21 protein-coding genes are annotated in these 20,807 nt (G+C 68.4%); 6 read left to right on the top strand and 15 right to left on the bottom strand.

The window, feature by feature from the left end; all coding sequences use genetic code 11:
• Positions 1-15: 15 nt before the first annotated feature.
• Both O7617_RS26485 and O7617_RS26480 read right to left on the bottom strand, forming a co-directional pair.
• Entirely contained in the window at positions 16-477 is a 462-nt protein-coding gene (locus O7617_RS26485) for a tripartite tricarboxylate transporter TctB family protein (protein ID WP_282258850.1), read from the bottom strand.
• Position 478: 1 nt separating this feature from the next.
• Positions 479-1,501: a tripartite tricarboxylate transporter substrate-binding protein gene (locus tag O7617_RS26480; protein WP_282258848.1), complete on the bottom strand. Its 1,023-nt coding sequence runs from the start codon at positions 1,499-1,501 to the stop codon at positions 479-481.
• Between the two features lie 146 nt (positions 1,502-1,647).
• On the opposite strand from O7617_RS26480, the gene O7617_RS26475 reads away from it, so the two are divergent.
• Both O7617_RS26475 and O7617_RS26470 read left to right on the top strand, forming a co-directional pair.
• A complete protein-coding gene (locus O7617_RS26475; RefSeq protein ID WP_282258846.1) occupies positions 1,648-2,331 on the top strand; it encodes a response regulator transcription factor in 684 nt (227 codons plus the stop codon).
• Between the two features lie 6 nt (positions 2,332-2,337).
• The gene (locus O7617_RS26470) at positions 2,338-3,801 is read left to right on the top strand and encodes a HAMP domain-containing sensor histidine kinase (protein WP_282258845.1); all 1,464 of its coding nucleotides are present in this window, start codon (positions 2,338-2,340) and stop codon (positions 3,799-3,801) included.
• Between the two features lie 8 nt (positions 3,802-3,809).
• Here O7617_RS26470 and O7617_RS26465 read toward each other — a convergent pair whose 3' ends face one another.
• Entirely contained in the window at positions 3,810-4,769 is a 960-nt protein-coding gene (locus O7617_RS26465) for a TAXI family TRAP transporter solute-binding subunit (RefSeq protein ID WP_282258843.1), read from the bottom strand.
• Positions 4,770-4,863: 94 nt separating this feature from the next.
• On the opposite strand from O7617_RS26465, the gene O7617_RS26460 reads away from it, so the two are divergent.
• On the top strand, positions 4,864-5,472 hold the full coding sequence (locus O7617_RS26460) for a TetR/AcrR family transcriptional regulator (RefSeq protein WP_282258842.1): 609 nt from the start codon (positions 4,864-4,866) through the stop codon (positions 5,470-5,472).
• Between the two features lie 230 nt (positions 5,473-5,702).
• Here the strand turns inward: O7617_RS26460 and O7617_RS26455 are convergent, their stop codons facing one another.
• Positions 5,703-6,938 carry a low temperature requirement protein A gene (locus O7617_RS26455; protein WP_282258840.1) on the bottom strand — a complete coding sequence of 412 codons (1,236 nt, stop codon included), beginning with the start codon at positions 6,936-6,938 and terminating at the stop codon, positions 5,703-5,705.
• 266 nt (positions 6,939-7,204) lie between these two features.
• On the opposite strand from O7617_RS26455, the gene O7617_RS26450 reads away from it, so the two are divergent.
• Positions 7,205-8,401, top strand: coding sequence for a hypothetical protein (locus O7617_RS26450; RefSeq protein WP_282258838.1), 1,197 nt, complete (start codon positions 7,205-7,207; stop codon positions 8,399-8,401).
• A 61-nt stretch (positions 8,402-8,462) separates the two neighbouring features.
• On the opposite strand, the gene O7617_RS26445 is transcribed toward O7617_RS26450, so the two are convergent.
• The 8 genes from O7617_RS26445 to O7617_RS26410 all read right to left on the bottom strand — a co-directional run bounded on the left by O7617_RS26445 (position 8,463) and on the right by O7617_RS26410 (position 11,802).
• Positions 8,463-9,224, bottom strand: coding sequence for a hypothetical protein (locus O7617_RS26445; RefSeq protein WP_282258836.1), 762 nt, complete (start codon positions 9,222-9,224; stop codon positions 8,463-8,465).
• The gene (locus O7617_RS26440) at positions 9,211-9,723 is read right to left on the bottom strand and encodes a sigma-70 family RNA polymerase sigma factor (protein ID WP_282258834.1); all 513 of its coding nucleotides are present in this window, start codon (positions 9,721-9,723) and stop codon (positions 9,211-9,213) included. Before O7617_RS26440 ends, O7617_RS26445 begins: the two co-directional genes overlap by 14 nt.
• A 120-nt stretch (positions 9,724-9,843) precedes the next feature.
• Positions 9,844-9,975: a hypothetical protein gene (locus O7617_RS26435; RefSeq protein ID WP_282258833.1), complete on the bottom strand. Its 132-nt coding sequence runs from the start codon at positions 9,973-9,975 to the stop codon at positions 9,844-9,846.
• A 17-nt stretch (positions 9,976-9,992) separates the two neighbouring features.
• Positions 9,993-10,409: a DUF2267 domain-containing protein gene (locus tag O7617_RS26430; protein WP_282258832.1), complete on the bottom strand. Its 417-nt coding sequence runs from the start codon at positions 10,407-10,409 to the stop codon at positions 9,993-9,995.
• A gap of 222 nt (positions 10,410-10,631) precedes the next feature.
• Positions 10,632-11,102 carry a hypothetical protein gene (locus O7617_RS26425; protein ID WP_282258831.1) on the bottom strand — a complete coding sequence of 157 codons (471 nt, stop codon included), beginning with the start codon at positions 11,100-11,102 and terminating at the stop codon, positions 10,632-10,634.
• A complete protein-coding gene (locus O7617_RS26420; RefSeq protein WP_282258830.1) occupies positions 11,103-11,255 on the bottom strand; it encodes a hypothetical protein in 153 nt (50 codons plus the stop codon). It abuts the gene before it with no gap.
• Positions 11,252-11,503 carry a hypothetical protein gene (locus O7617_RS26415; RefSeq protein ID WP_282258829.1) on the bottom strand — a complete coding sequence of 84 codons (252 nt, stop codon included), beginning with the start codon at positions 11,501-11,503 and terminating at the stop codon, positions 11,252-11,254. Before O7617_RS26415 ends, O7617_RS26420 begins: the two co-directional genes overlap by 4 nt.
• Positions 11,500-11,802 carry a DivIVA domain-containing protein gene (locus tag O7617_RS26410; protein ID WP_282258828.1) on the bottom strand — a complete coding sequence of 101 codons (303 nt, stop codon included), beginning with the start codon at positions 11,800-11,802 and terminating at the stop codon, positions 11,500-11,502. Before O7617_RS26410 ends, O7617_RS26415 begins: the two co-directional genes overlap by 4 nt.
• A 225-nt stretch (positions 11,803-12,027) precedes the next feature.
• On the opposite strand from O7617_RS26410, the gene O7617_RS26405 reads away from it, so the two are divergent.
• Both O7617_RS26405 and O7617_RS26400 read left to right on the top strand, forming a co-directional pair.
• Positions 12,028-12,915 (top strand): helix-turn-helix transcriptional regulator, encoded by an 888-nt coding sequence (locus O7617_RS26405; protein ID WP_282258827.1) that lies wholly within the window; start codon positions 12,028-12,030, stop codon positions 12,913-12,915.
• Positions 12,908-13,099: a DUF397 domain-containing protein gene (locus O7617_RS26400; protein ID WP_282258826.1), complete on the top strand. Its 192-nt coding sequence runs from the start codon at positions 12,908-12,910 to the stop codon at positions 13,097-13,099. Before O7617_RS26405 ends, O7617_RS26400 begins: the two co-directional genes overlap by 8 nt.
• 91 nt (positions 13,100-13,190) lie before the next feature.
• Here O7617_RS26400 and O7617_RS26395 read toward each other — a convergent pair whose 3' ends face one another.
• From O7617_RS26395 to O7617_RS26385, 3 genes are all read right to left on the bottom strand, one after another.
• Positions 13,191-18,686 (bottom strand): DUF3320 domain-containing protein, encoded by a 5,496-nt coding sequence (locus O7617_RS26395; RefSeq protein WP_282258825.1) that lies wholly within the window; start codon positions 18,684-18,686, stop codon positions 13,191-13,193.
• 270 nt (positions 18,687-18,956) lie between these two features.
• Complete coding sequence (locus tag O7617_RS26390) at positions 18,957-19,151, bottom strand: hypothetical protein (RefSeq protein ID WP_282258824.1); 195 nt, start codon at positions 19,149-19,151, stop codon at positions 18,957-18,959.
• Positions 19,152-19,532: 381 nt separating this feature from the next.
• Positions 19,533-20,807: a serine/threonine-protein kinase gene (locus O7617_RS26385; RefSeq protein WP_282258823.1), complete on the bottom strand. Its 1,275-nt coding sequence runs from the start codon at positions 20,805-20,807 to the stop codon at positions 19,533-19,535.

The raw sequence follows: 20,807 nt of genomic DNA, 5'->3' as shown, positions 1-20,807 counted from the left end.
AATCCGGATGCCGCGTCAGAACACCAGCCACGGGCCCCACAGGGGGATCCGCAGCTGGAGTCCGACGACGAAGATGAGCGTGCTGGCCACTGTCAACCCGGCGGTCACGGCCACCGCCGTGAGCGGCCGCACGCGTTTGCTGGCCAGCGTCGTGAGCAGGGCGGTCACCGCCGTCGTCGGGACGAAACCGAGACCCCGGACGGTGAAGCCGAAGAACAGGACCGCGAGCACGATGACGGCGACCGCCCGCCACGGGACGGGCCCGAACGAGATCACCTCACCGGCGACGAGGCCCTTCCCGACGATCGCCAGGCCCAGGGCGACCACGGCCGCGCCCACCAGCAGTGGGAAGGCACCCGGGCCCATCCGGGTGGGGGTGCCCAGCTCGTAGCCGAGCGCCCCCACCACGAACGCGCCACCGATCAGGACGAACACGCCCCCGGCGAGGACGTCCGGGAACGAGCGATGGCGGTCCACCTCAGGACACCTTGACCCCGGCGTCGGCAATGATCTTCGCCCAGGTGCCGAGCTGCTCGTCGAGCTTGGCCCGGTGCGCCTCCGGTGTCGCGTCCTGGGCCGGGACCGGGGCGGTGCCGAGCTTCGCCATCTGCTCGATGACCCCCTGGTCGGCCAGCGCCACCTTCAGCGCCTCGGACAGCTTCTGGACGATCTCCGGCGGCGTGTCGGCCTGTACGTAGAGCCCGTGCCACACGCTGACCTTCAGCTGCGGCAACCCGGCCTCGGTGGTGGTGGGCAGGTCGGGAAGGCTCTTCACCCGCTCGGGCGTGGTGACCGCGTACGCCTTCACCTTCCCCGCGGCGATCTGGCCGCTGGTGTTCGTCGTCTGGTCGCACATGAAGTCCACCTGCCCGCCGACCAGGTCGGTCAACGCGGGGCCGGTGCCCTGGTACGGGACCTCCTGGAGCTTCACACCGGTGGCGGTCTGGAACAGCAGGCCGCACAGGTGGGAGGCGGCTCCGATGCCCGCGTTGGCCAGCGTGACAGTGCCGGCGTTCGCCTTCACGTGGGTGACGAGGTCCGGGAGCGTCGCGGGCGCGAAGTCCTTCCGGGCGACGATCGTCATCGGCACCTCGGTGACCAGACCGACGGTCTCGAAGTCGTCGAGTGGCTTGTAGCCCAGGCTCTTGTACAGGGCGGGCGCCGTCGACATGCCGATGTGGTGCATGAGCACCGTGTAGCCGTCCGACTTGGCCCGTGCGACCTGGCCGGCACCGACGGTGCCGCCGGCACCCTCGACGTTCTGGACGACGATCTTGCCGCCGAGCTTCGCGGCCATCGGCTCGGCGATCATGCGGGTGACCGTGTCCGTCGGTCCGCCGGCGCTGAACGGCACGACGATCGTGATGTTCTGGTCCGGGTAACCCGCGGCGTCGCCTCCGCCGGTGGCGCCCCCGTTTCCGGAGCAGGCCGTGACGAGCCCGATCACGCCGAGCGCGGCGATCATCCGTCCGGTGGCGCGGTAACTGCTGGTCGTTCCCATACGGCGGCCCTCCGCATCAGCGCATGGACATTCTTCGGTGGCTTCGAGAACCCAGTCTCTGCTGGTCGGGGCACGCGTGGTGTCAGAGAAATCCCAAGAACTTCCGGACCGCGCGAGCGCCGGTCCGGGCCGTACAATCCGCTGGTATGCGGATAACCGTCATCGAGGATGACGACCGCGTGGCGCGGGGTCTGGTGACCGTCCTGACCCAGGCGGGCTTCGAGGTCCACCGGGTCGCCACGGCTGCGGAGGCGGTGCGCGCCGCGCCGTCCGACGTGGTCCTCGTCGACCTGGGTCTCCCCGACGGCGACGGGCTCGACGTGATCCGCAGATTGCGTGACCATCCGCAGACCGCCGTCATCGCGGTGACCGCGCGGTCCGAGGAGCACGAACGGGTCCGTGGCCTACGCGCGGGCGCGGACGACTACATCGTCAAGCCGTTCGGCATTCCGGAACTGCTCGCCCGGATCGACGCCGTGCTGCGGCGCACCCGCGCCGCCCGCGCCTCCGGCCGGTCGGACGCACCGTTGGTCCTCGGCCCGGTGCGGATCTGCGTCGGCACCCGTGAGGTCGCCGTCGACGACACCCCCGTGCCGTTGACCCGCAAGGAGTTCGACCTACTCCTGCTCCTGGCCCGGCGGGCGCCCAACGTGGTCAGTCGCGACGTCATCCTCGACCAGATCTGGGGTGCGACCTGGGAGTCGTCGAGCCGTACCCTGGACACCCACATCGCGGCGCTGCGGCACAAACTCGGGCCGGGAGTGGTCATCCGCACCGTCCACGGCGTCGGCTATCGGCTCCTGGCCGACCAGCCGGAGTTGATCGGCTGACCCGCTGTGCACCGCCGCCTGCTCGTCGTCCTGGTCCCCCTCGCGGTGCTTCTCGTCACGGCGCTCGGGGTGCCGCTCGGCGTCACCGTGGCCGAACGGGAGATGCAGGAGACGTACGTCAACCGGCTCGACGACGTCGGCCGGTTCGCCTCGCTGGCCGAGACCGCGCTGTCCACCGGACGGACCGAGGCGTTGCAGCAGGAGCTGACGCGCTACCACGACCTCTACGGCATCCCGGTCGCGCTGATCGACACGTCGGGCACTGTGCTCCTCGGGCCGGCCGACGCGTACGAGGAGGCGGCGCGTACCGAGCCGGCCCTGCCCCGGATCGTGACCGCGGCACTGGCCGGTGCCCGGTCCGAACCGTCCTGGGAATGGGCGCCGTGGGACGACTCCGCCCTCGTCGTGGCGGAGCCGGTGGGCCGGGACAGCGAGGTCGTCGGCGCCGTCGTGACGATCTCCGACCTGTCCAGGACGCGTGAGCTGATCCTCGTCCGCTGGGCCCGGCTGGCCGGGCTCGGGCTGCTGCCGTTGGTCGCGCTGGCGGCGGTCGCCTGGCCGGTGTCGGCGTGGGTGCTGCGGCCGGTACGGCAACTGGACGCGGCGACCTCGCGCATCTCCGCGGGCGACCTGACGATCCGCGCCGACGCCGAGGCCGGGCCGATCGAGTTGCGGCGGCTGGCGCAGTCGTTCAACACCATGATGGACGCCGTCGAGAACGCCGCGCATCGACAACGCGCGTTCGTGTCCGACGCCTCGCACCAGCTGCGCAACCCGTTGACCAGCCTCCGGCTCGCGGTGGAGAGCCTCGCGCCACACCTGCGACCGGAGGGCGACGGTCGGCAGGTGTACGACGTCGCCGTCGACGAGCTGAAGGCGATGCAGCGGATGCTGAACTCGTTGCAGGCCAGCGCGCGGATGGAGAGTCTGCGGACCGCGTCGCCGGTGGACCTCGACGAGGTGCTGGCGACCCGGGTCGACAGGTGGCGGGCGCTGACGGCCACGGCCGGGCAGACGCTGACCGTCGACGTACCGCCGGGTTTGCGGTTGCTGGAGCCGCCGGGCGGCCTGGGCAGCATCCTGGACGAGCTGGTCAGCAACGCGCTGCGGCTGTCCGGCGCACGGGTCGTGGAGGTGGCCGCCCAGGTCGTTCCCGGTGGTGCGGGCGTCGTGGACCGTGCCGCGGCCGTGGTGGCGGTCGCCGTCCGCGACGACGGCCAGGGCATCGACGTGTCCGAGCGGGCCCAGGCGTTACGACGGTTCTGGCGGTCGCCACGGCACCAGAACGTGTCCGGGACCGGCCTGGGGCTGGCGATCTGCGCCGACCTGATCGGAGCGGCCGGGGGCGAGCTGCGCCTGGAGGACGGCCTGCCGCGTCCGGACGGCTCCGGGCACGGTCTCGCCGCGGTGGTGGTGTTGCCGGTCGTGGCGCCGGTGGTGTCGCCGTCCGACGCTCCGGCGCCGATCTGACGACCCGGTCACCGTTTCCGGTCGCGGAACCAGGCCGCCGCGCCCGGGTGCAGCGGAACCGACGCCGTCGAAATCCCGGTACGCACGTTGATCTGCCACGCCTCGGGCAGGGTCCCGGCGTCGTCGCGGCCGGCGGAGGTGATCGCGCCGGTGTGCGTGAAGACCGTGTCGGTGATGGCGTAGACGAGGTCGTCGGGCAGGTCGTCGCGGGCGAGCAGCACGTTCGGTACGGCGACCGTGCGGGTCGCCGGGACACCGGCGTAGGCAGTCGCGTGGATCATCGCCGGGGCGTAGGGACCCGGGTACGCCGTGCAGAGTCCGCCCGCCTGCGCGTCCAACGGGATCAGCCGGATGGGGTGCCGCTGCGCCAGCTCGGTGATGGCGGGTGTCGGGACGCCGGTCAGCGAGAACATCGCGTCGATCGTGCCGTCGCGCAGCGCCGCCGCCGATTCGGCCTGGCTGAGCTGCCTGCGGACGACGGTCACCGGGCCGAGCCGCAGAACCCGCGACGAGGTGAACTCCGTGCCCGAGTCGCGTGCACCGACTGACAGGCGCCTGCCCTCGAGGTCCCGGAACCCGCCGATCGCCGAACCGGCCATCACCACCAGATGCAGGTGACTGTCGTAGAGCCGGCAGATCGCCGACAACCCCCGGGGCGCGCTGCCGTCGGCCTCGATCAACGCGTCCAGGCTCGTCAGACCGAGGTGCACGTCGCCGGCCCGCAGCATCCGGATGTTGTCGGTGGACGCCCTGCTCGGCACCGTGGTCACGGTCGCGCCCGGCACCTTCTCGGAGATGTGGTCGGCGAGCGCGCCACCGATGCGCCGGTAGACCGCCCCCGCCGGCCCGGTCGCCAATCGCAGGTGCACCTCGCCCGCCTCGGGTCCCCGCGAGCAGCCGACGAGCAACCCCGCGCCGGCCAGCAGCACCGCCCGTCGACCGAACCGCGTTCCCGGGTCCAGTGCCATGCCGAGATGGTACGTCCGCCTGAACGGCAGCGGCCGTACGCCTCCGGCAGCCGTAGCGGCGCGACCGACCGTTCTATCCGCTAGAATGGTGGGTATGGCGCGCACCGAACCCGACGCCCGGCCCTCTGCCGCGCGACTCCGGCTCCTCACCACGGCGATGCGGCTCTTCTATGCCGAAGGGATCCACTCCGTCGGCGTCGACCGGATCATCGCCGAGGCGCAGGTGACCCGGGCCACCTTCTACCGGCACTTCCCGAGCAAGGACGACCTCATCCTGGCCTACCTGCGGGAGATCCACGTCCTGGAGCGTGGACTGGTCGACGCGGCGATCGCCGCCAACCCCGGGCCGGTCGACTCACTCCTCGGCATCGCCGGCGCCATCGCCCAGAACGTCCAGTCCCCCGCGTTCCGCGGATGCGCCTTCCTGAACGCCGCAGCCGAGTATCCCGACACCGGTCATCCCGTGCACCAGGAGATCATCGCCCACCGGCAGTGGTTCCTGGACACGCTCACCATGCTGATGGCGCAGGTCCACGAGGAGACCGCCGACCCCGCCGCGCGGCATTTCGTCATGCTCCGCGACGGCGCCATGGCCGCCGGATGCCTGTTCAACCCCGCCCTGGTGTCCGAGACCTTCCTCCGCGGGGTGGAAGGTCTCCTCCGGATCAACATCGAGCGCCAGTCGGCCGAGACCGACCGCTAGCGAAGGGCGCCCGCGATCCGCCTCGGCCGGCCCGCCAGGGCGATGTGCCATTGACCGGTATACCTCTGAGTCATATTTATGACTCAGAGGTATATCGGTCGCCACCGCACCCGCCCCCGCAGAGGTGACCGATGGTCACCGCCGGCCGCCCACATCTGAGCCAGGGTCAGGACTTACCCGTCTAGGGCGCGTTTCACGGGGTTCGGCCGGTTTGCGGCCTACCCGCCTGGTCACGCCTCGGAGTCGTCCCGGTCGGACGGCTCCCGCCCGACCGGTGGGGCGGGCACCTGCGGCGCACGACCTCGACTGCGCAGCGCGTCGAGCAGCGCGACCAGGGCCAACACACCGGCCACCACGGACAGCCCGGCCATCGACGTCCAGCGGAACAGCGCCGGCGTGAACAGCAGCAGAGCCGCCAGGCCGATCACCAGGGCTCGGGAGACCCGGCCGAAGATCTCGTACTCCAGCCGCATCCGGGCCACGAGGAAGAGCGCCGGACCACCCACCACGAACAGCAGCCAACTCGGCCGCGGCGACCCGTACGGATGGTCGATCACCAGCTCGTAACCGACAGCCGTGACGAGCACGCTGAGCACGAGCAGCAGATGCGTACGTTCCGACGCCGTGCCCAACCGGCCGGGCATACCCGCGTGACTCAGCGCGTCGGGCAGCAGCAGACCGGCCCGGTAGAAGTAGATCCGCCAGAGCAGGGCGCTGGTGACGAACGCGACGGCGAAGGCCGCCGCCCGCTCGGCGGAGTAGTCAGCGCCGCCGAAGACGATGCCGATGAGCAGGATCGACTCACCGAGGGCGATGAGAATCATCTGCTGGTAGCGGTCGGCGAGATGCACCCCGGCGATCCGCCAGCGGCCCACCGCCGAGGCCCCGAGCTTCGGCAGGGGCCAGCCCAGAATCCAGGCGAGGTAGTCGACGCCGAGAGCGACAGCCCACCACGCCGGGAGAAGTCGGTCCGGGCCCAGGGCCCCGGCCAGCCACATCGGCGTGCTCGCCGTAGCCCAGATGGCGAGCCGGAAGGGCACCAGCCGTCGCGGATGGCCACGCAGCGCGACGGCGATCACCAACGGCCGCACCACCATGACCGACAGGTACGCGACCGCGAACGGCAGCGCCCGCTCCTCCATCGCGCGGGGCAGCGTCACCGCCATCACCAGGCCGGCGAACATGGTCCCGACCACGACGGCCTGGATGATGGACCGCTCCGGCTCGTAGCGGCTGGTGATCCACGCGGTGTGCGACCAGACCAGCCAGAGCGCCAAGAAGAGCAGCAGGGTACGGCCGAAGCCGCTCACGAGCGCCCAGCCGGTTTCGTCGCCCTGCTCGGCGAACCGTCGCGAGACCTGGGTGAGGGCCACCACGAAGGCCAGGTCGAAGAACAACTCCAGGAACGTGGCTCGACCCGAACTCGTCGGCGGGCGCAGCAGCCTGGCACCAGGTCCCGCCGTCATCGTCCTCCTCAGTCCGCCCCTCGTCGCACCAACGAATCGACCTGCGAGGGGTTGCGTCGGGACCACAGGACGCACCCGCTACGACGAGACGGACCGACCGTCGGCAGGCGGTGCTCCCAGGAATTCGTACCGTTCGTCTCTTGTACCCGTCAGCCGGATCGGGACATCGAAGTCCGTCCGGGATCAATAGGCTCTGGGCTCTTCAACTCGATACGAGGAGGGCTCGGATGGCCAGAAAGCGGGGGGCTGCCGTCATCGCGGTGACCGTGATGGTGACGGCGGCAGTGTCGAGCAGTCCAGCGGCGGCCGACCCGCCTCGGTTGACGAACCAGCAGATCGCGGCGATGTCACCCGCGGAGCAGGGCCTTCTGCTCCAGCCGCTACGGGAGATCGCGAATGCGGCCGCTGCGGTGGGCACCGCCTCGCACAGCGACATCTTCTCCGGGCTGGAGCTTGACGGGCCGACGGGCACGGTCAAGATCTATCTGACCGATCTCGGGGCGGCGAAAGGCTTCCTTGCCGCCGTGCGCAGGACCGACCCGACGATCGAAGCCGACCGGATCGAGCTGAGGCAGGGTGGACACACCCTCAGCGAGTTGAAGCTGGCAAGTGAACGGCTCATCAACGAACAGCGGCGATCGGACCTGTCCATCGAGAGCGTGATGGTCCCCGCAGACGGGAGTGGTCTACGAGTTCGGGCCCGTGATCTCGCCCGTGCCGCGGAGGCGTTGACGCCGTCCGCTGTCGCTCGGCGACCGGTCGCCGACCTCGTCGGTGTTCCCACAATCGTCGAGGCGGCTCCCGCGATGGCCGACGCGTCGCGCCGGCGGGACAGCCCGCAATGGATCTCCGGGGCGGCCCTGAGCGGATCGGGGACCACGCAGAGCGCCGGCTTCAACTGCTCATCCGGTCTGCCCGCTCGCCGGAACTCCGACGGGAGATCATTCCTGATCACCGCTGCGCACTGCTACGGCAACAATGCGACGGTCTACACCGGGTGGGAGAACGGCGGACGTAACAGGATAGGCGTCACCACCACACGTTCCGACTACTACGACGCGGTGGCGATCGACACGTCGTCCACCGGAACGACGGCGAGCCGGACGTGGGACGGCAAGTCACCCAATTTCGTGGTCAACGACGTGGTCGGATCCGCTCTTTCCTACACCGGAGACTGGGCCTGCCAGACCGGCTACCGATCGGGTGTGGTCTGCGGCATCCAGGTGACCAGCGGTTGGCTCACCTGGGTGGGGTCCAACGGTGTCACCCACGGCGGAGTCGAGGCGGTGCAGCGCGACGGCCTCGCGGCCTGCCTGCTCGGCGACAGCGGAGGACTCGTGTTCAACATCCGATCCAATGTTCGTCAGGCTCGCGGGATCATCAGCCAGTGTGGCGGCTCGAATGCGAGATGGACCGAAGCGCCGGCCATCTTCAACACACTCGGAATGTCGCTCGCACCCTGACTCCACGGCGCCGCTCACCCCGTGGGGCCCTGCGGTAGGGGCTGCGCGGGGTGAGCGGCGTTCATCTCGGCAGCGACGCTTTCACCACCAGCGAGGCGGCTCCGGGCGGGAGCGGCACCCTGAGGACGACCTCCTCCCCGTGGTCCTCGACCGGGCCGAGCACCAACGCGACCTGGTAGCGATCGGGCGCGGCCCAGACATCGGGCCAGGTCGATGATGGGCACAACATCTCTCGCGGCCCCAGGTCCTGCGTGTGAGGTCTGCCCGGAGCGAGATCGAACCCGTCGCGGATCGCGTCGACCGCCTGGGCCCTGGTGTCGCCTGGCCTGTTGACCATCGGCCCACCGCCGACGATGACGTCGTCCTTCAGGTAGAGGACCTGGAGGTACGCCGGCGGGCTGGAGGCCACCTGAACCGCACGGGTCGCGGCGAACGTCACGGTGAGTGCTGGTCCGGTGTCTTCGTTCACCTTGGCGACCGACGACAGCTCCGCCGAAAGGACGCCTTCCGACCGGGTGACGGGTTGGTCGAAACGGTCGCCACAGACGTACACCGTGGGCTCTGCGGTGCTGGCGGTGGGCCCAGTCGATGGCCCCGGCGTGGCGCCAGGATCGATTGTCGGAGCCCCGCCGCCGACCATCCCGGCGATGGCGGCCGTCACCAGTGAGACAGCCATGATCGAGGCCGCGCCGGTGCCCGCCACCAGGAGACCGCGCCGCCGTCTCACCCGCGCGAGCACGCGGTCGCTGGCGAACGATGGCGGACCCGCCCGGTCTGCCAGGGACTCCAGACCCTCCCGTAAGAGACGATCATCGGACGGCACGATCGTCCTCCCTGGTGTCGTCGTGCAGGAGCCTGGCCAGGCGGCGTCGAGCGTCGTGCAGGTGGCGTTTCACAGTGCCGACCGCGCAGCCGAGTTGTGCGGCGATCTCTGGAATGGGCAGGTCCACGTGGTAGTAGAGGACGACGCAGGCTCGTTGTTGGGGAGCTAGCGCCAGGAGCGCCGTCCGAAGGTCGTAGCGGGCGTCAGCGGCAACCGAGTCATCGTCGACCCAGTCCGGTGCGACCGCGAGCGGCATCACCCGCCGCCACACACCACGCCGACGGACCCGGTCGAGATAGAGATTGAGCACGGTCCTGCGGACGTACTGCTCGGGGTTCTCGATCTCGTCGCGGCGTCGAAAAGTGAACGCCCGCACCAACGCGTCCTGCACCAGGTCTTCGGCATCGCCGTCGTCACCGCACAGCAGGTAGGCGTAGCGTTTCAACGCCACACCCCTGGTGTTGACGAGATCCGTCAACACTCGTTCCCAGCTGGCCACGACAGGTCCCCTCGATGGTGCCTCCAGTATCTTGGACGAACCAGAGGCCACCCCGGTTGAGCGTCGAGTGGCTTTTGCTCAGCCCGGCAGGGAGCGCCGCGACGACCTGAGGGTCGATCGTCAGCCTCGGGTGAGGCGACCCTCCGAGTCGAAGCGGAGGCGACCGCTGGTCACGGCGGCGTGCAGCCCGTACCGAAGCAGCTTGTCGATCTTCTCGGTGCGTCGCCGGTAGCCGAGCCGCTCCTCGTCCATGCGTTGGCCGCGCCGTGCTACGCGAGGCGCTGCCGGCCACCGGCACCCACCGGTTCGACCACCTGCCGGAACTCCTTCGGAAGCTGGGCCATCGCGTCCTCGAACTCGTCACGGGAAACAGCCTCACGCAATGTGGTGAGCACCGCGCGGACTCCGGTACCGGCGACCGCGCGGTCGATGGCCGGATGGTCCGCCACCCGCCGCACGAACTCGTCGAGCCCGAACGGCTGGGCCTGTTCCTGCCTTCGGTGCGGTGGCGGTTTGCGCAGGTGATCGTCGAGCCCGTCGGGAAGCTGATAGGCAAGGTCCTCAGCCTGGCCGGCGCTGATCCGATCCGCCAACGTCTCCAACGTCGCGCGGCTGAGCGTCGCCGCCTGATCGGTCGACACCTTCGCCCGCGTTGCCACTGCGTTGATGAAATCGTCGTATTCCACCTGATGCTCCTCTCCGGCCCGATCGCCGTCGAACCGACAGTTAGGCACTCCCCTGGCCTCGATGCGCCGCGTTTCGGTTCGGTGCGGAACGCACCGTGCCGGTACCTCGACAGCCTGTCGGAACCGGGGGTGACCGTGCCTCATCCCGATCGGGCGAATCGGGAGGGGTGGTTTCACCACCACCGCGCTAGCTGCAGGACTCATCCACACCTTCGCCGTCGGTCACCAGTCACGCGCCCAGTCCGGTGGCGGTACGACGGCGAGGTGCGGCTCACCGCTGATGGGTTCGAGGGCGTGCACCACCCGCAGGTCCCCGTCGGCTGCGGCGTCCTGGTCGATGACGACACGACCACTGCTGCCGTCGGTGCTGACCAGCAACCACCGGTCGGGGTGAATGCTGCCGTCGTCGACCAGCGCCCGCACCCCGAAGGTTCGGGCGAGCGTGGCCGCCAGCTCACGCTCCCCTTGCCCAGTGGCATCGGCGAGTTCGGTGTCCCCGGTCAGGATCCAGCCGAATCCCTCGTCCTCGTCCGAGGGATTGACCATGACGACCGGCCGCAGGTCGTCGACCGCTCGGTCTTCGATCCGACCGATGTAGACGGCATCAGGTGAGATGCCGTAATCCTCATTGAGGAACCGCCGGAGGGCAGCTGCGGGCAGTTCCTTATCGAAGTGGATCTGATAGCGCAACACTTACCCCCGGTAGCTCTTGTGGTGGCGGAAGACATCCCGCGCCCGCTCCTGCGCGGCCTCGGTCAGGAACGGATTGCGGGCCATCGCGGCTCTCGCCTTCTCGATGTCGCCGCCAGCGGCAACGCGCCGTACTCGACTCTTCGCACCTGTCATCGGCGCAAGCGGCGGGAGCAGTCGCCGTCGTGGCTGTCTCGCAGGAGGCAGCGCCGGCCGCTGGGCAGCCGTAGATCGCAGAAGACCCGGTGACGGAGGAACTGCTGGTCCTCCTCGGAGACGGTGGTCTCCCCCGGGTCCACCATCGGCAGCACCAGGATCCACCGGCCGATGACCCGGGCCAGGCGTTGCGCGGCGGGCAGATCGGTGGCGACGACGGGCAGATGGATGACGTACCGCTGGCTCATCGGACCTGGTCCCGCTCGTTACGGGCGCGGGCCTGCTCGGTCTGCCAGCGGCGCAGCCCGTCCTTGATCCGTGCGGTTTCGCGGCGACTCTCGGCGAGAGCGGCGTAGACGGCGGCCATGTCGACGGCGACCCGGTCGAGGAAGGCGTACACATCGTCAGGGTTCAGACCGCGACGTCCGAGCCCGGTCGGCGCGAAGCGGCGCTCACGCACCTGCCACGGCAGCAGACTGGTGTACGCGGCGGAGCGGTAGGTCGCGCCACCGCTCGACTGGTCTGATCGCTGGTTTCTGGCGTTCATGGGTGCCTGCCTTACCGCCGCGCAGGGATCTTCGGGGATGCACGGCGGCCGTTCGGGGGGACCGGACGGCCACCGTGCTGTGATCAGCCTGCGACAGTCCGCAGTGGAAGCGCAACATTCCAGACCGTAATTTCCCCGTTGTGCATTGACTTTCTTTGCTGCAACCCGTAGGAGTTGCAGGAGCAGGTCACGCAGCGTTGCGTGCTGGAACCAGGGAGTGTGCGGATGCCCGACGACATCGGATCGACAGTGCCGCGCCGGCAACTCGGACGGCTGCTGCGGCAGTTCCGCAACGAGGCCGGGGTGACGCTCGACGCCGCCGCCGAAGCCCTCGAATACAGCCGGCAGAAGATCTGGCGTCTCGAATGCGGCCAGGGCTCGGTCCGAGTGCTCGACGTCAAGGCCATGTGCGAGCTGTACGGGGTGTCGCCCGAGATGACCGAGGCGATGCGCGGGCTGGCCGTGGAGACGAAGTCGAAGGGTTGGTGGCACGCGTACGGCGACGCGGTGCCGAGTTGGTTCGAGCTCTACGTCGGTCTGGAATCCGCCGCCGCCCACCTGCGCCGTTATGACGAGTCACTCATCCCCGGCCTCCTGCAGACCAAGGAGTACGCCCGCGCGCTCTACCGCCTCGGCGGGATGCTGAGCGAGGAGGAACGCGAGCGGGCCGTACAGGTCCGACTTCAACGGCAGGCGTTGCTCACGCGGCGGTTGCCGGCAGCTCCCAGGCTTGAGTCCATGCTGTCTGAGGCGGTACTCCGCCGTGGCGTTGGCGGCTCGCCGGTCATGACCGAACAGCTCGCCCACCTCATCAAGCTGTCCGAGCTACCGAACGTCAGCGTCCGGGTGCTGCCACTGGCAGCAGGGCCCCAGCCCGGAGCGGTTGCGGGATCCTTCGTGATCCTCGACTTCCCGGCGACCAAGGGAGGCCGTGCAGCGCCGGAGCCGTCCGTGGTCTACAGCGAGTCGTTGACCGGGGCGCTCTACCTCGACAAGCCTGACGAGTTGGCCGCCTACCAACGCGTCTGGCGAGGGCTGGATGCGCTGGCCCTCGGCGAGGCAGAATCGACTGACATGATCAAGCGGATCGCTGGGGAGATGCGGCATGACTGACCTGACCGGCGCCATCTGGCGCAAGAGCACCCGCAGCGGCGACAACGGCGGCGACTGCGTCGAGGTCGCCACCAATCTCCCCGGCGTCGTGGCCGTCCGCGACTCCAAAGACCACACTGGCCCTGTCCTCACCTTCAGCTTGGACAACTGGTCCGCCTTCGTCACCGCGACCAAGGGGAGCTAACTCCGCCCGCTGATCAGGAGCTACAGCAAGTCGACACTCCTCTCGTGCCGCGCAAGGTCGCCGTAGCGCGTTGCGCGATCCGCTGATGCATTCACGTCGGCGGGAGATGATCGGTCGACAAGCTGTGTCCGTTGGCGATGAGTACGCTGTCAGCGACCAAGCGGTCGATGAGCAGTTCAAGCCGCCGGGAGATGTCCGGTCCACGCCGGTTCCAGCCGTACAGCTTGGCCGCGTGTGCACTCAGCTCGCTCCGGCCCACGCCACCCGTGTCCCGGACGAGATTCGTCAAGGCGAGCGCCAACTCGTCGTCGTGGACCTGCTCCACATTGCGGCTGCAGGCGTCGACAGGGTTGCGGACTTCGCGGACGACGGTGCCGGGCACTCGCACGAAATCCCCGTCGCGGTCGAGACCAGCCTGACGAATCGCAGCATCGATGTTGTCCCGGATCCGCGACCCGATCCGACCAATGCCCCAGCACTCGCGCAACCTCTGGTGCATGACCGTGATATGCACCGGCCCTTCGACGGCGGCGACCTCGGCAACGCCCACCCGCATGGCATGCGCGCTTCCGCGTTCGCCCGGATCTGCCCAGTACGGCAAGCGATCAACGACCGCCGTCTGGTACGGCGTCACCCAGGTCGGTTGCAGGTCGAGGGCCGCTGCCTCGGTGGTGACGGCGGGGCGCTCGATCGTCTCTTCCAAGCTGGACAGAAGCCCGCGCACTGGGGCGGCGAGGGCCTTTTCGATCGCGGCACGTAGGCGTTCTTCCTCGCCGAGCCGGTTGCGATACCACGCGGTGCCCCAGATCCGGTGCAATCGCCACCCGAGGCCACGCAGTACCTGGTCACGCAGCCTGTCCCGGTCCCGGGCCACCCTTGAGGAGTGATACTGGAACCCGTCGCACTCGACGCCCAGCACATAGACGCTGGGCCGATCAGGATGACGCACCCCCATGTCGATCCGGTAGCCGGCCGCCCCCACCTGCGGGGTCACCTCGTAGCCCCACGAGCGGATCACGGAAATGACCGACTCCTCGAACGGTGATTCGGCGTCACCGCCGGTGCTGGTGTCCAGCGCCAGAGCCGCAAGGCCGCGCTCCGCGTAGTCGAGATAGCGGCGCAGATGCCGCAGCCCTTCGCTGCCGGCAGCGGCAACGATGTCGGATGCCCGCACGCTGGCGACGATTTCGTTGCGGAAACGCGCCCGAGTGACGGCCACGTTCAATCGCCGCCATCCGCCGGCCCGGTTCAACGGACCGAAGTTCATCGTCGTCTTGCCGGCCTCGTCGGGGCCGTATCCGATCGAAAAGATCATCACGTCGCGCTCATCGCCCTGCACCGATTCGAGATTTTTGACGAAGAAGCCGTCGAGCCGGTCGTCGGTGAAGAACTTGTCCAGTTCCGGACGGTCCTGGCGGGCCTCTTCAACGGCATGCTCGATGGCGGCGGCCTGCGCCTCGGAGAAGCTCACCACACCGAGCGTGAGGTGCGGGCGGGTGGTGAAGTGGTGGATGACCCGCTCGGCGACCTTGGCTGCCTCGACCGGGTTGTCGCGCGACAAGCCGCGCCGGTAGGTGCCGGCGGCGTATAGCAACTCCACGCCCACGTCGGGCCCGACGTCCTCGGCCCCGGGGAACGTGATGAGGCGGCCCTTGTAGAACGACGAGTTCGAGAAGGCGATGAGCGCCTCGTGCCGGGACCGGTAATGCCAGCGCAGCGTGAGCGCGCGGAATTCCGCGGAACCCTTCATGAGATCGAGAACGGACTCGAAGTCGATACCGTCCTCGGCCTCCTCATCCCACTCGTCGCTGTCGTCGGCGACGCCAGCGGTGAAGAAGCTGGTCGGCGGGAGCTGCTTCTGGTCACCCGCCGTGATAAGCGCGTCACCTCGGTAGATGCAGTTGACAGCGTCGGCCGGTGCGACCTGACTAGCCTCGTCGAAGATGACGACGTCGAACCGCATGTCCGATGGAAGATACTGACTGACCGCCAGCGGCGACATCATGAAGCATGGCTTGATCGCCTGAGTGACGTGACGCGTACGCTCCAAGAGCAGCCGCACCGGCATGTGCTTCTTCTTCTTGCCAGCTTCGCGGCGGATGACACCCGACTCACCCAGGTTGTTGCGAGGACGGCGCGCGTTGCACGCAGTGATGATCCGCGAGGTCGCCGCCCCGATGAGCGCCCGGTCCAGGGCCCGGTATTCGGCCACGAGGGAGTCGCGATCCTCAGCCCGCACGGGACGTAGTGCAGCATCCTGATACAGGTGATGGTCGGCCCACTCCTGCAGCAGGGCTCGCTCCAGAACCAGCGGCACTTGCTCGGCGCTGATGCCCTCGGCGATGCAAAAGTCGATGGCGGTTTCAAGTCCTACGGCGACGAGTTCAGCGCGCGCGCCCTGATAGGCGAACCACTCGTCTTGTCCGGCGCTGTCCTCGCGCAGGGCGGCGATAAGGTCGCCTGCCTCGGCGTAGTCGTCGAGTTCGGTGCCGAGTTCGGCGTGCCGGCCCGGTTCGAAGGCTGCCAGCAGGTCGGCACGCGCCGCGGCCCACCGCCGTTCGATGTCGTCCAGCTGGGGTGTTGGGACAATGCTCTGCAGCGCGTCCGCTTGCCCGGCGGTCAGGGGCTCGTCGAAGCCCTTTCTACAAGCGCGCATCTGTGCGGCCCAGGCCAGTGCCGTGTGCATCGACGGCAGATCAGTCCGCTCACCGGCATACAGCGGGCCGAGGATCGACAAATACGCAGGGCCAGCTGCCGCGAGCGCGGTGTAGGCAGCGTCGACGGACGCGCGGAGCTCAAGCAGGTGACGGGACTCGGCGACGGTCAAGGGCCGGTTCACCGCCTGGCTGACCGACCCTGCCAGCACAGCCGCTGACCGCAGCGGGGTGAGGTGGGTGCGCAGCCATCCGGCCGCCTCCGTGATGGAGAGCAGTGCGAGCTCCGGCCGTGCGGCGGGCAGCGGTTCCGGAGCCAGGCGCGACCGCCAGTCGTGCAACCGCGCGCGCGTCTCGTCGGCGACACTGAGGACGCTGCTGTTGGGGGTCGCGTCAACAGCGATGTGATCGGCTAGCTTCCGCAAGTCGGTGGTGCGCGCTTGGCGGATCGCGGTGTCCGCGGCCGTCAACGCCCGGTCGATCCGCTCGAAGTCGGTCGAGCGGCCGTCATAGTAGGTGCCGAGGGTCCTCGCATACCGACCTTCTTCGTCGGTGAGGGTGCGTGCGGCCTGCTTCCAGGCAATCGCCAACTGCAGTTGGTCGCGCGCCGACTGCCAGTTGACGCCCGCGCAGGTGAACGCCGCTAGAGCACGCTTGTCGGCGCGGTAAGCGCCGCCGAGCTTCTTCACGCCCCGGTGATCGTTCGCGAAACGGTGTGCCAGTCCCTCGACGTCCGCTCCGAGTACCGCGTCGGTGTACTGTGCTGCCGCCGCCTTCTCCGCCTCTACCAGGGCGGCAATGGCCTGCTGGAGCGTCTGCGCGGCGCGGGTGGCTGCGGAATGGCCCTCGGCGGACAGCCACGCTCGTTCTGGACGGTTGTCGCTGCCGCCGAGACGTGCCACCTCCAGAGTCGCCTCGGCGTCGTTGAACGACACGACGGGCGGCAGACCAAGCATGACGGCCAGCCCGGCGAGCGAGCGGCCGGCGGTCTGCAGTGTTTCGGCGTCGCCCGCGAATGTGTCGGCGAGCCCGGTGGCCTGCTCCGAAGTCAGTCCTGCGAGGTGCAGTGGCGCGACGGTGAGGTCTTCCAGCGCGGAGGTGTCGAGGTCCGGTGTGCTCTCCGTGGTCGGGATATCGGACCAGGAAGCGGCTGCGGCACGGCTGGCGGCGTCCTGCCGTTCGGCAAGTTCCCGCAGTTCCGCAGCGAGACGATCCGCGAATCCCCTCGCCGAGTCGAGCGCGGCAGCGGTCAGCCACTGCTGCGGCACGTCGGCCGGCCGGATCACGCAGTGGGCGACGATGCGCGCGAGATCAGACGCCTGACACAACCGGCTGACATCGAAGGCGGCGGCGAGGGGCGTATGAGCGGCGGTGACGCCGGCCAACGCGTCGAGCGCTGAGGCCGCTGCGTAGAGTCGCGCGTCCAGGGAGCCGCGATGCGTGACGCCACGCCAGACGAACGAGCGCCCCTGAGAAGCGGGGCGCCAGGCCCTGGCCAGCGCCGCAGCGGTGACCCGCACGGTGCCGAACATCTCGACAGTCAAGTCGACCGGCGCGATGCCGCTCGCCGGAGCTGCGGGCACGGTGTGCAACTTGGCGATCATGCCGAGAACGTCGTGCAGCGAGTAGTTGAGCGGCGCCCGCAGCATGTTCATGGCTTCGGCGTACGCGTTCAGCTCCTCACGGCGGCGCCTGGCGTTATCCAGATCAAGGTCGCTCATTCCGCTCGGGGCGACCGGAACGGTCTCCAATGCCTGCCCCAGAGCCGACGCGACCTCCTTTCGCGTCGCCTTGTGCGAGTGCAACTCCAGCAGGTAGGCGCTGAGCCCTACGTCATGGAGCCGATTCCGGACCACTTCGAGCGCCGCTGCCTTTTCGGAGACGAACAGCACCCGCTTGCCGGCGTTCAGTAGCGCCCCGATCATGTTCGCGATGGTTTGCGACTTCCCGGTTCCGGGTGGGCCATCCATCACGAACGAGCGGCCCGCCAGCGCGGCGGCGACGCTGGCCCGCTGGGAGGAGTCGGCATCGAGCACCAGCGGGATCTGCTCCGCCGGCATGTCCCGGTCGATTCGATCGTCGGTCAACTCGTCGAAGAGGAAGCCGGCACCTCCCGAGCCTCGCCCACCTGTCGCCAGCGCCTGGATCACCGGATGCCCGGCGACAGACTCTTCGTTGTCGAGCAGGTCGCGGTACATCGCCTCCTTGGCGAACGAGAAGTAGGAGAGCGTGAGCTCGTCGTTGACCCGCCATCCGGCTTGGCCGACAACGGCGGACCGCGCGTCAGCCAGGAAGTCGGCATAGGCGACGTCCTCGAGGTCGTCGACGGACGGCAACGTAACCATGAGCTGGTTGAGCTTCAACATAAGAGCCGGGTTGACGACTGGGTCTTCGTCCGCGCGCTGCAGCAGGGGCAACTGTCGTACACCGGTCGGAACGAGGCGGACCGGGACGAGAAGCAGCGGGCTGGTGTAACGGGCCTTATCACCGTCAGTCCAAGTGAGCGATCCGAAGGCGAGGTAGAGAATCCACAGCCCTCGGTCCAGGAACTCCTGGTTCGATCGGCGCATCAGGTTGCGAAGCGCCGCGCTCAGATCCCCGACCGGCTTGTCTGTGCGGAGAACGTCGCCCCGGAGGCCCTTGCCCGGCGTCTCAAAATCCGCAGCGGGGAGAGCGCGACCCGCTTCGGCCGATGCCCTCTCGGACTCGTCGCCCATCTCCTCAGCGGGACGGAACTGGAAGTAGCGCCCGGCACCCAAACCGGCCAAGACCTCGGCGGCTGCCGGGCCGAGCACCCGGACCGCCCCGGTCTTGCTCAACCGGAAGTTCAGCAGCCGGTTCGTGCCGGAGAGGTTGATGAGACTGTCCCGCCATTGATGGATGGTCGCCCGCAGCAACCGATCCTGCGCCGAGAGGCCCTCGTTGCCGCCCATCCAGATCTCTCCATCCAAACTACGCGAGCCAGGTCTTGTTACCGCGCCGCTGATCAAGCGCTCGTTGAGAAGCTGAACGTTCCATCCGGCGCCCCACTAGACGCCGAACGACTCACGATCGACAGGCCAGGTGCCCTCAGCCGCGATCCCGCGCATCGCTTGGCGTGCCGGAGCAGAGTGACGTCATCGTCCAGGAAAATCCGTTCGACCATAGAGGCGACATCGCTGCCCCACACTCGGCCATCCGGGTGATCTTGAAGCGCTGCTAGTTCACGGCTCACTGACCGACTTACGCCAGGTAGCGGTCAGAAGGGTGTGGTCGTAGGCGATCTCGTGCCCCAGCTCGGGCAGCGCCGCCTCAATGACGACCTGGTCGTCGATCGGCGACCATATTGCCGGCCCGTAATCCATGCCGTACGCGTGGTCTTTCCGGCCGAAGGTAGCGAGCAGGCTGGGCGGCGCCACTTTCGCCCTGCACAATCGCGTACGAAGTACCGCACAGTCAGCCCGCCATTCGATCTCATTTCTTTTGTCGATCCTGGTCTTGCTGCTCCTAATACGGCAGCCGCCGTTTTAGATCTTGCTGCTGAGGTGGGGTGGACGTGAGGCGGCCACCGCGTGATCGTCTGTACGTTGTGAACATAACTTCAGATCTGGCGGTGACCGCAGGCCGTACTAGGCATTGACTTTCTTTGCTGCAATCCGTCTGGGTTGCAGGAGCGGCTGATGCAGTGTTGCGGAGTGGAACGATAAAGAGCGCTGATACCCGAAGACTTGGACCGATCGTGAGCTGTAGCGGCTGGCGGAGGGCTGCCAAAACGGGGGCAGAGACTGTTTCCGGGTGAGTCAGAGAATTGAGAGCGGACCGGTGGCGTCGGCGGATTCGCCCATCTCAAGCTGGCAGGCCATCGCCTGATGTCGGCACTCCTCGACAAGATCCTGCTCCTCGTCCGACTGATCGAGGTCCCGGGCCAGCGCCGCGAACGCGTGATGGGCCTGCCGGTAGTAACCTGCGAGCATCAAGAGGCTCGCGAGATCCACTCGTAGCGCCACAATCTCGGTAGTGATCCGCTCGCCACCTTGCGGCACCTTGCGGAGGGCCCGCTCCAACATTTCGGCTGCCTGCACGAAACGCTCATTTTTGGCGAGCTCCCTCGCCTGCGACCGCAACTCCACCAGGTTCTGCGGGGATCTCTGCGGGGAAACCGTCACGGGGGCGGTATGCGGTGCAGTGCTGGAGAACGTGTTGTCCGTTCGGGCGGCCAACAGCCCCGGACAGTCGCCACCGTCGAGGAAAGGCATAAGGAGCTGACGAACCTCGCCAGCCGACGCTGGCCTTTCCGCCGGGTCCTTTGCCAGCAGGCAGTAGATGAGGTGCGCCAGGTCGTCGGGAACATCCGATCGATACTCAGTGATGATGGGAATCGGCGCATCGATATGACGGCGCATCATGTCCGGGGCGTTCGCCGCCTCATAGGGAGGGTGCCCGCCGAGCATCTCGAAAAGAATGCAGCCCAAGGCGTACAGATCAGCGGCGGGCCCCACTGGGGAACCCTGGGCCTGCTCGGGTGCGATGTAGGCGGGAGTGCCGAGTGTGCGGCCGGTCGCGGTGAGGCGTGACGCCTCGGCCGGCCCGAGCAGCGCGGCCACACCAAAGTCGAGCACCTTGACCACCCCGGCTGGTGTGATCATGAGGTTCTGCGGCTTGAGATCGCGGTGCACGAGGGAGGCGGAGTGTGCGACGCCGAGCACCGAACAGACCTGCGCGGCAATGGAAGCAGCCTCGCCGACAGGCAGTCGTTCCTGCTCGGCGATGTGGTCGGCGAGGACGATCCCCGGCACGAGCTGCATGACGATGAAGAGATCTTCACCGTGCACGCCCAGGTCGTGCACGGTCGGTACGCCGGGATGGTCGAGCCGGGCGGTCGCTCTCGCCTCGCGCCGGAAGCGCTTGCCCGCCGTCTCACGCTCGTCCTCCGGCACCTCCAACTTCCGGAGAAACTTGATCGCCACCGGCCGGTCAAGTCGCTCGTCGAAGCCAGCCCAGACCTGACCCATTCCTCCGCGACCGACCGGATACGTCAACTCGTACCGGTCACCGACACGATCCCCCGCTTGCAC

This window comes from Micromonospora sp. WMMD1155 (assembly GCF_029581275.1).
Lineage (GTDB): Bacteria > Actinomycetota > Actinomycetes > Mycobacteriales > Micromonosporaceae > Micromonospora.
The sequence above is the reverse complement of the archived record's forward strand: the minus strand, read 5'-3'. Positions and strand labels throughout refer to the sequence as shown.

Coding starts and splice junctions, on each gene's coding strand:
- O7617_RS26410 (WP_282258828.1), bottom strand. CDS start 11,802: ATGAACGCCAGAAACCAGCGATCAGACCAGTCGAGCGGTGGCGCGACC.
- O7617_RS26405 (WP_282258827.1), top strand. CDS start 12,028: ATGCCCGACGACATCGGATCGACAGTGCCGCGCCGGCAACTCGGACGG.
- O7617_RS26415 (WP_282258829.1), bottom strand. CDS start 11,503: ATGAGCCAGCGGTACGTCATCCATCTGCCCGTCGTCGCCACCGATCTG.
- O7617_RS26455 (WP_282258840.1), bottom strand. CDS start 6,938: ATGACGGCGGGACCTGGTGCCAGGCTGCTGCGCCCGCCGACGAGTTCG.
- O7617_RS26400 (WP_282258826.1), top strand. CDS start 12,908: ATGACTGACCTGACCGGCGCCATCTGGCGCAAGAGCACCCGCAGCGGC.
- O7617_RS26420 (WP_282258830.1), bottom strand. CDS start 11,255: ATGACAGGTGCGAAGAGTCGAGTACGGCGCGTTGCCGCTGGCGGCGAC.
- O7617_RS26395 (WP_282258825.1), bottom strand. CDS start 18,686: ATGGGCGGCAACGAGGGCCTCTCGGCGCAGGATCGGTTGCTGCGGGCG.
- O7617_RS26480 (WP_282258848.1), bottom strand. CDS start 1,501: ATGGGAACGACCAGCAGTTACCGCGCCACCGGACGGATGATCGCCGCG.
- O7617_RS26465 (WP_282258843.1), bottom strand. CDS start 4,769: ATGGCACTGGACCCGGGAACGCGGTTCGGTCGACGGGCGGTGCTGCTG.
- O7617_RS26460 (WP_282258842.1), top strand. CDS start 4,864: ATGGCGCGCACCGAACCCGACGCCCGGCCCTCTGCCGCGCGACTCCGG.
- O7617_RS26435 (WP_282258833.1), bottom strand. CDS start 9,975: ATGGACGAGGAGCGGCTCGGCTACCGGCGACGCACCGAGAAGATCGAC.
- O7617_RS26475 (WP_282258846.1), top strand. CDS start 1,648: ATGCGGATAACCGTCATCGAGGATGACGACCGCGTGGCGCGGGGTCTG.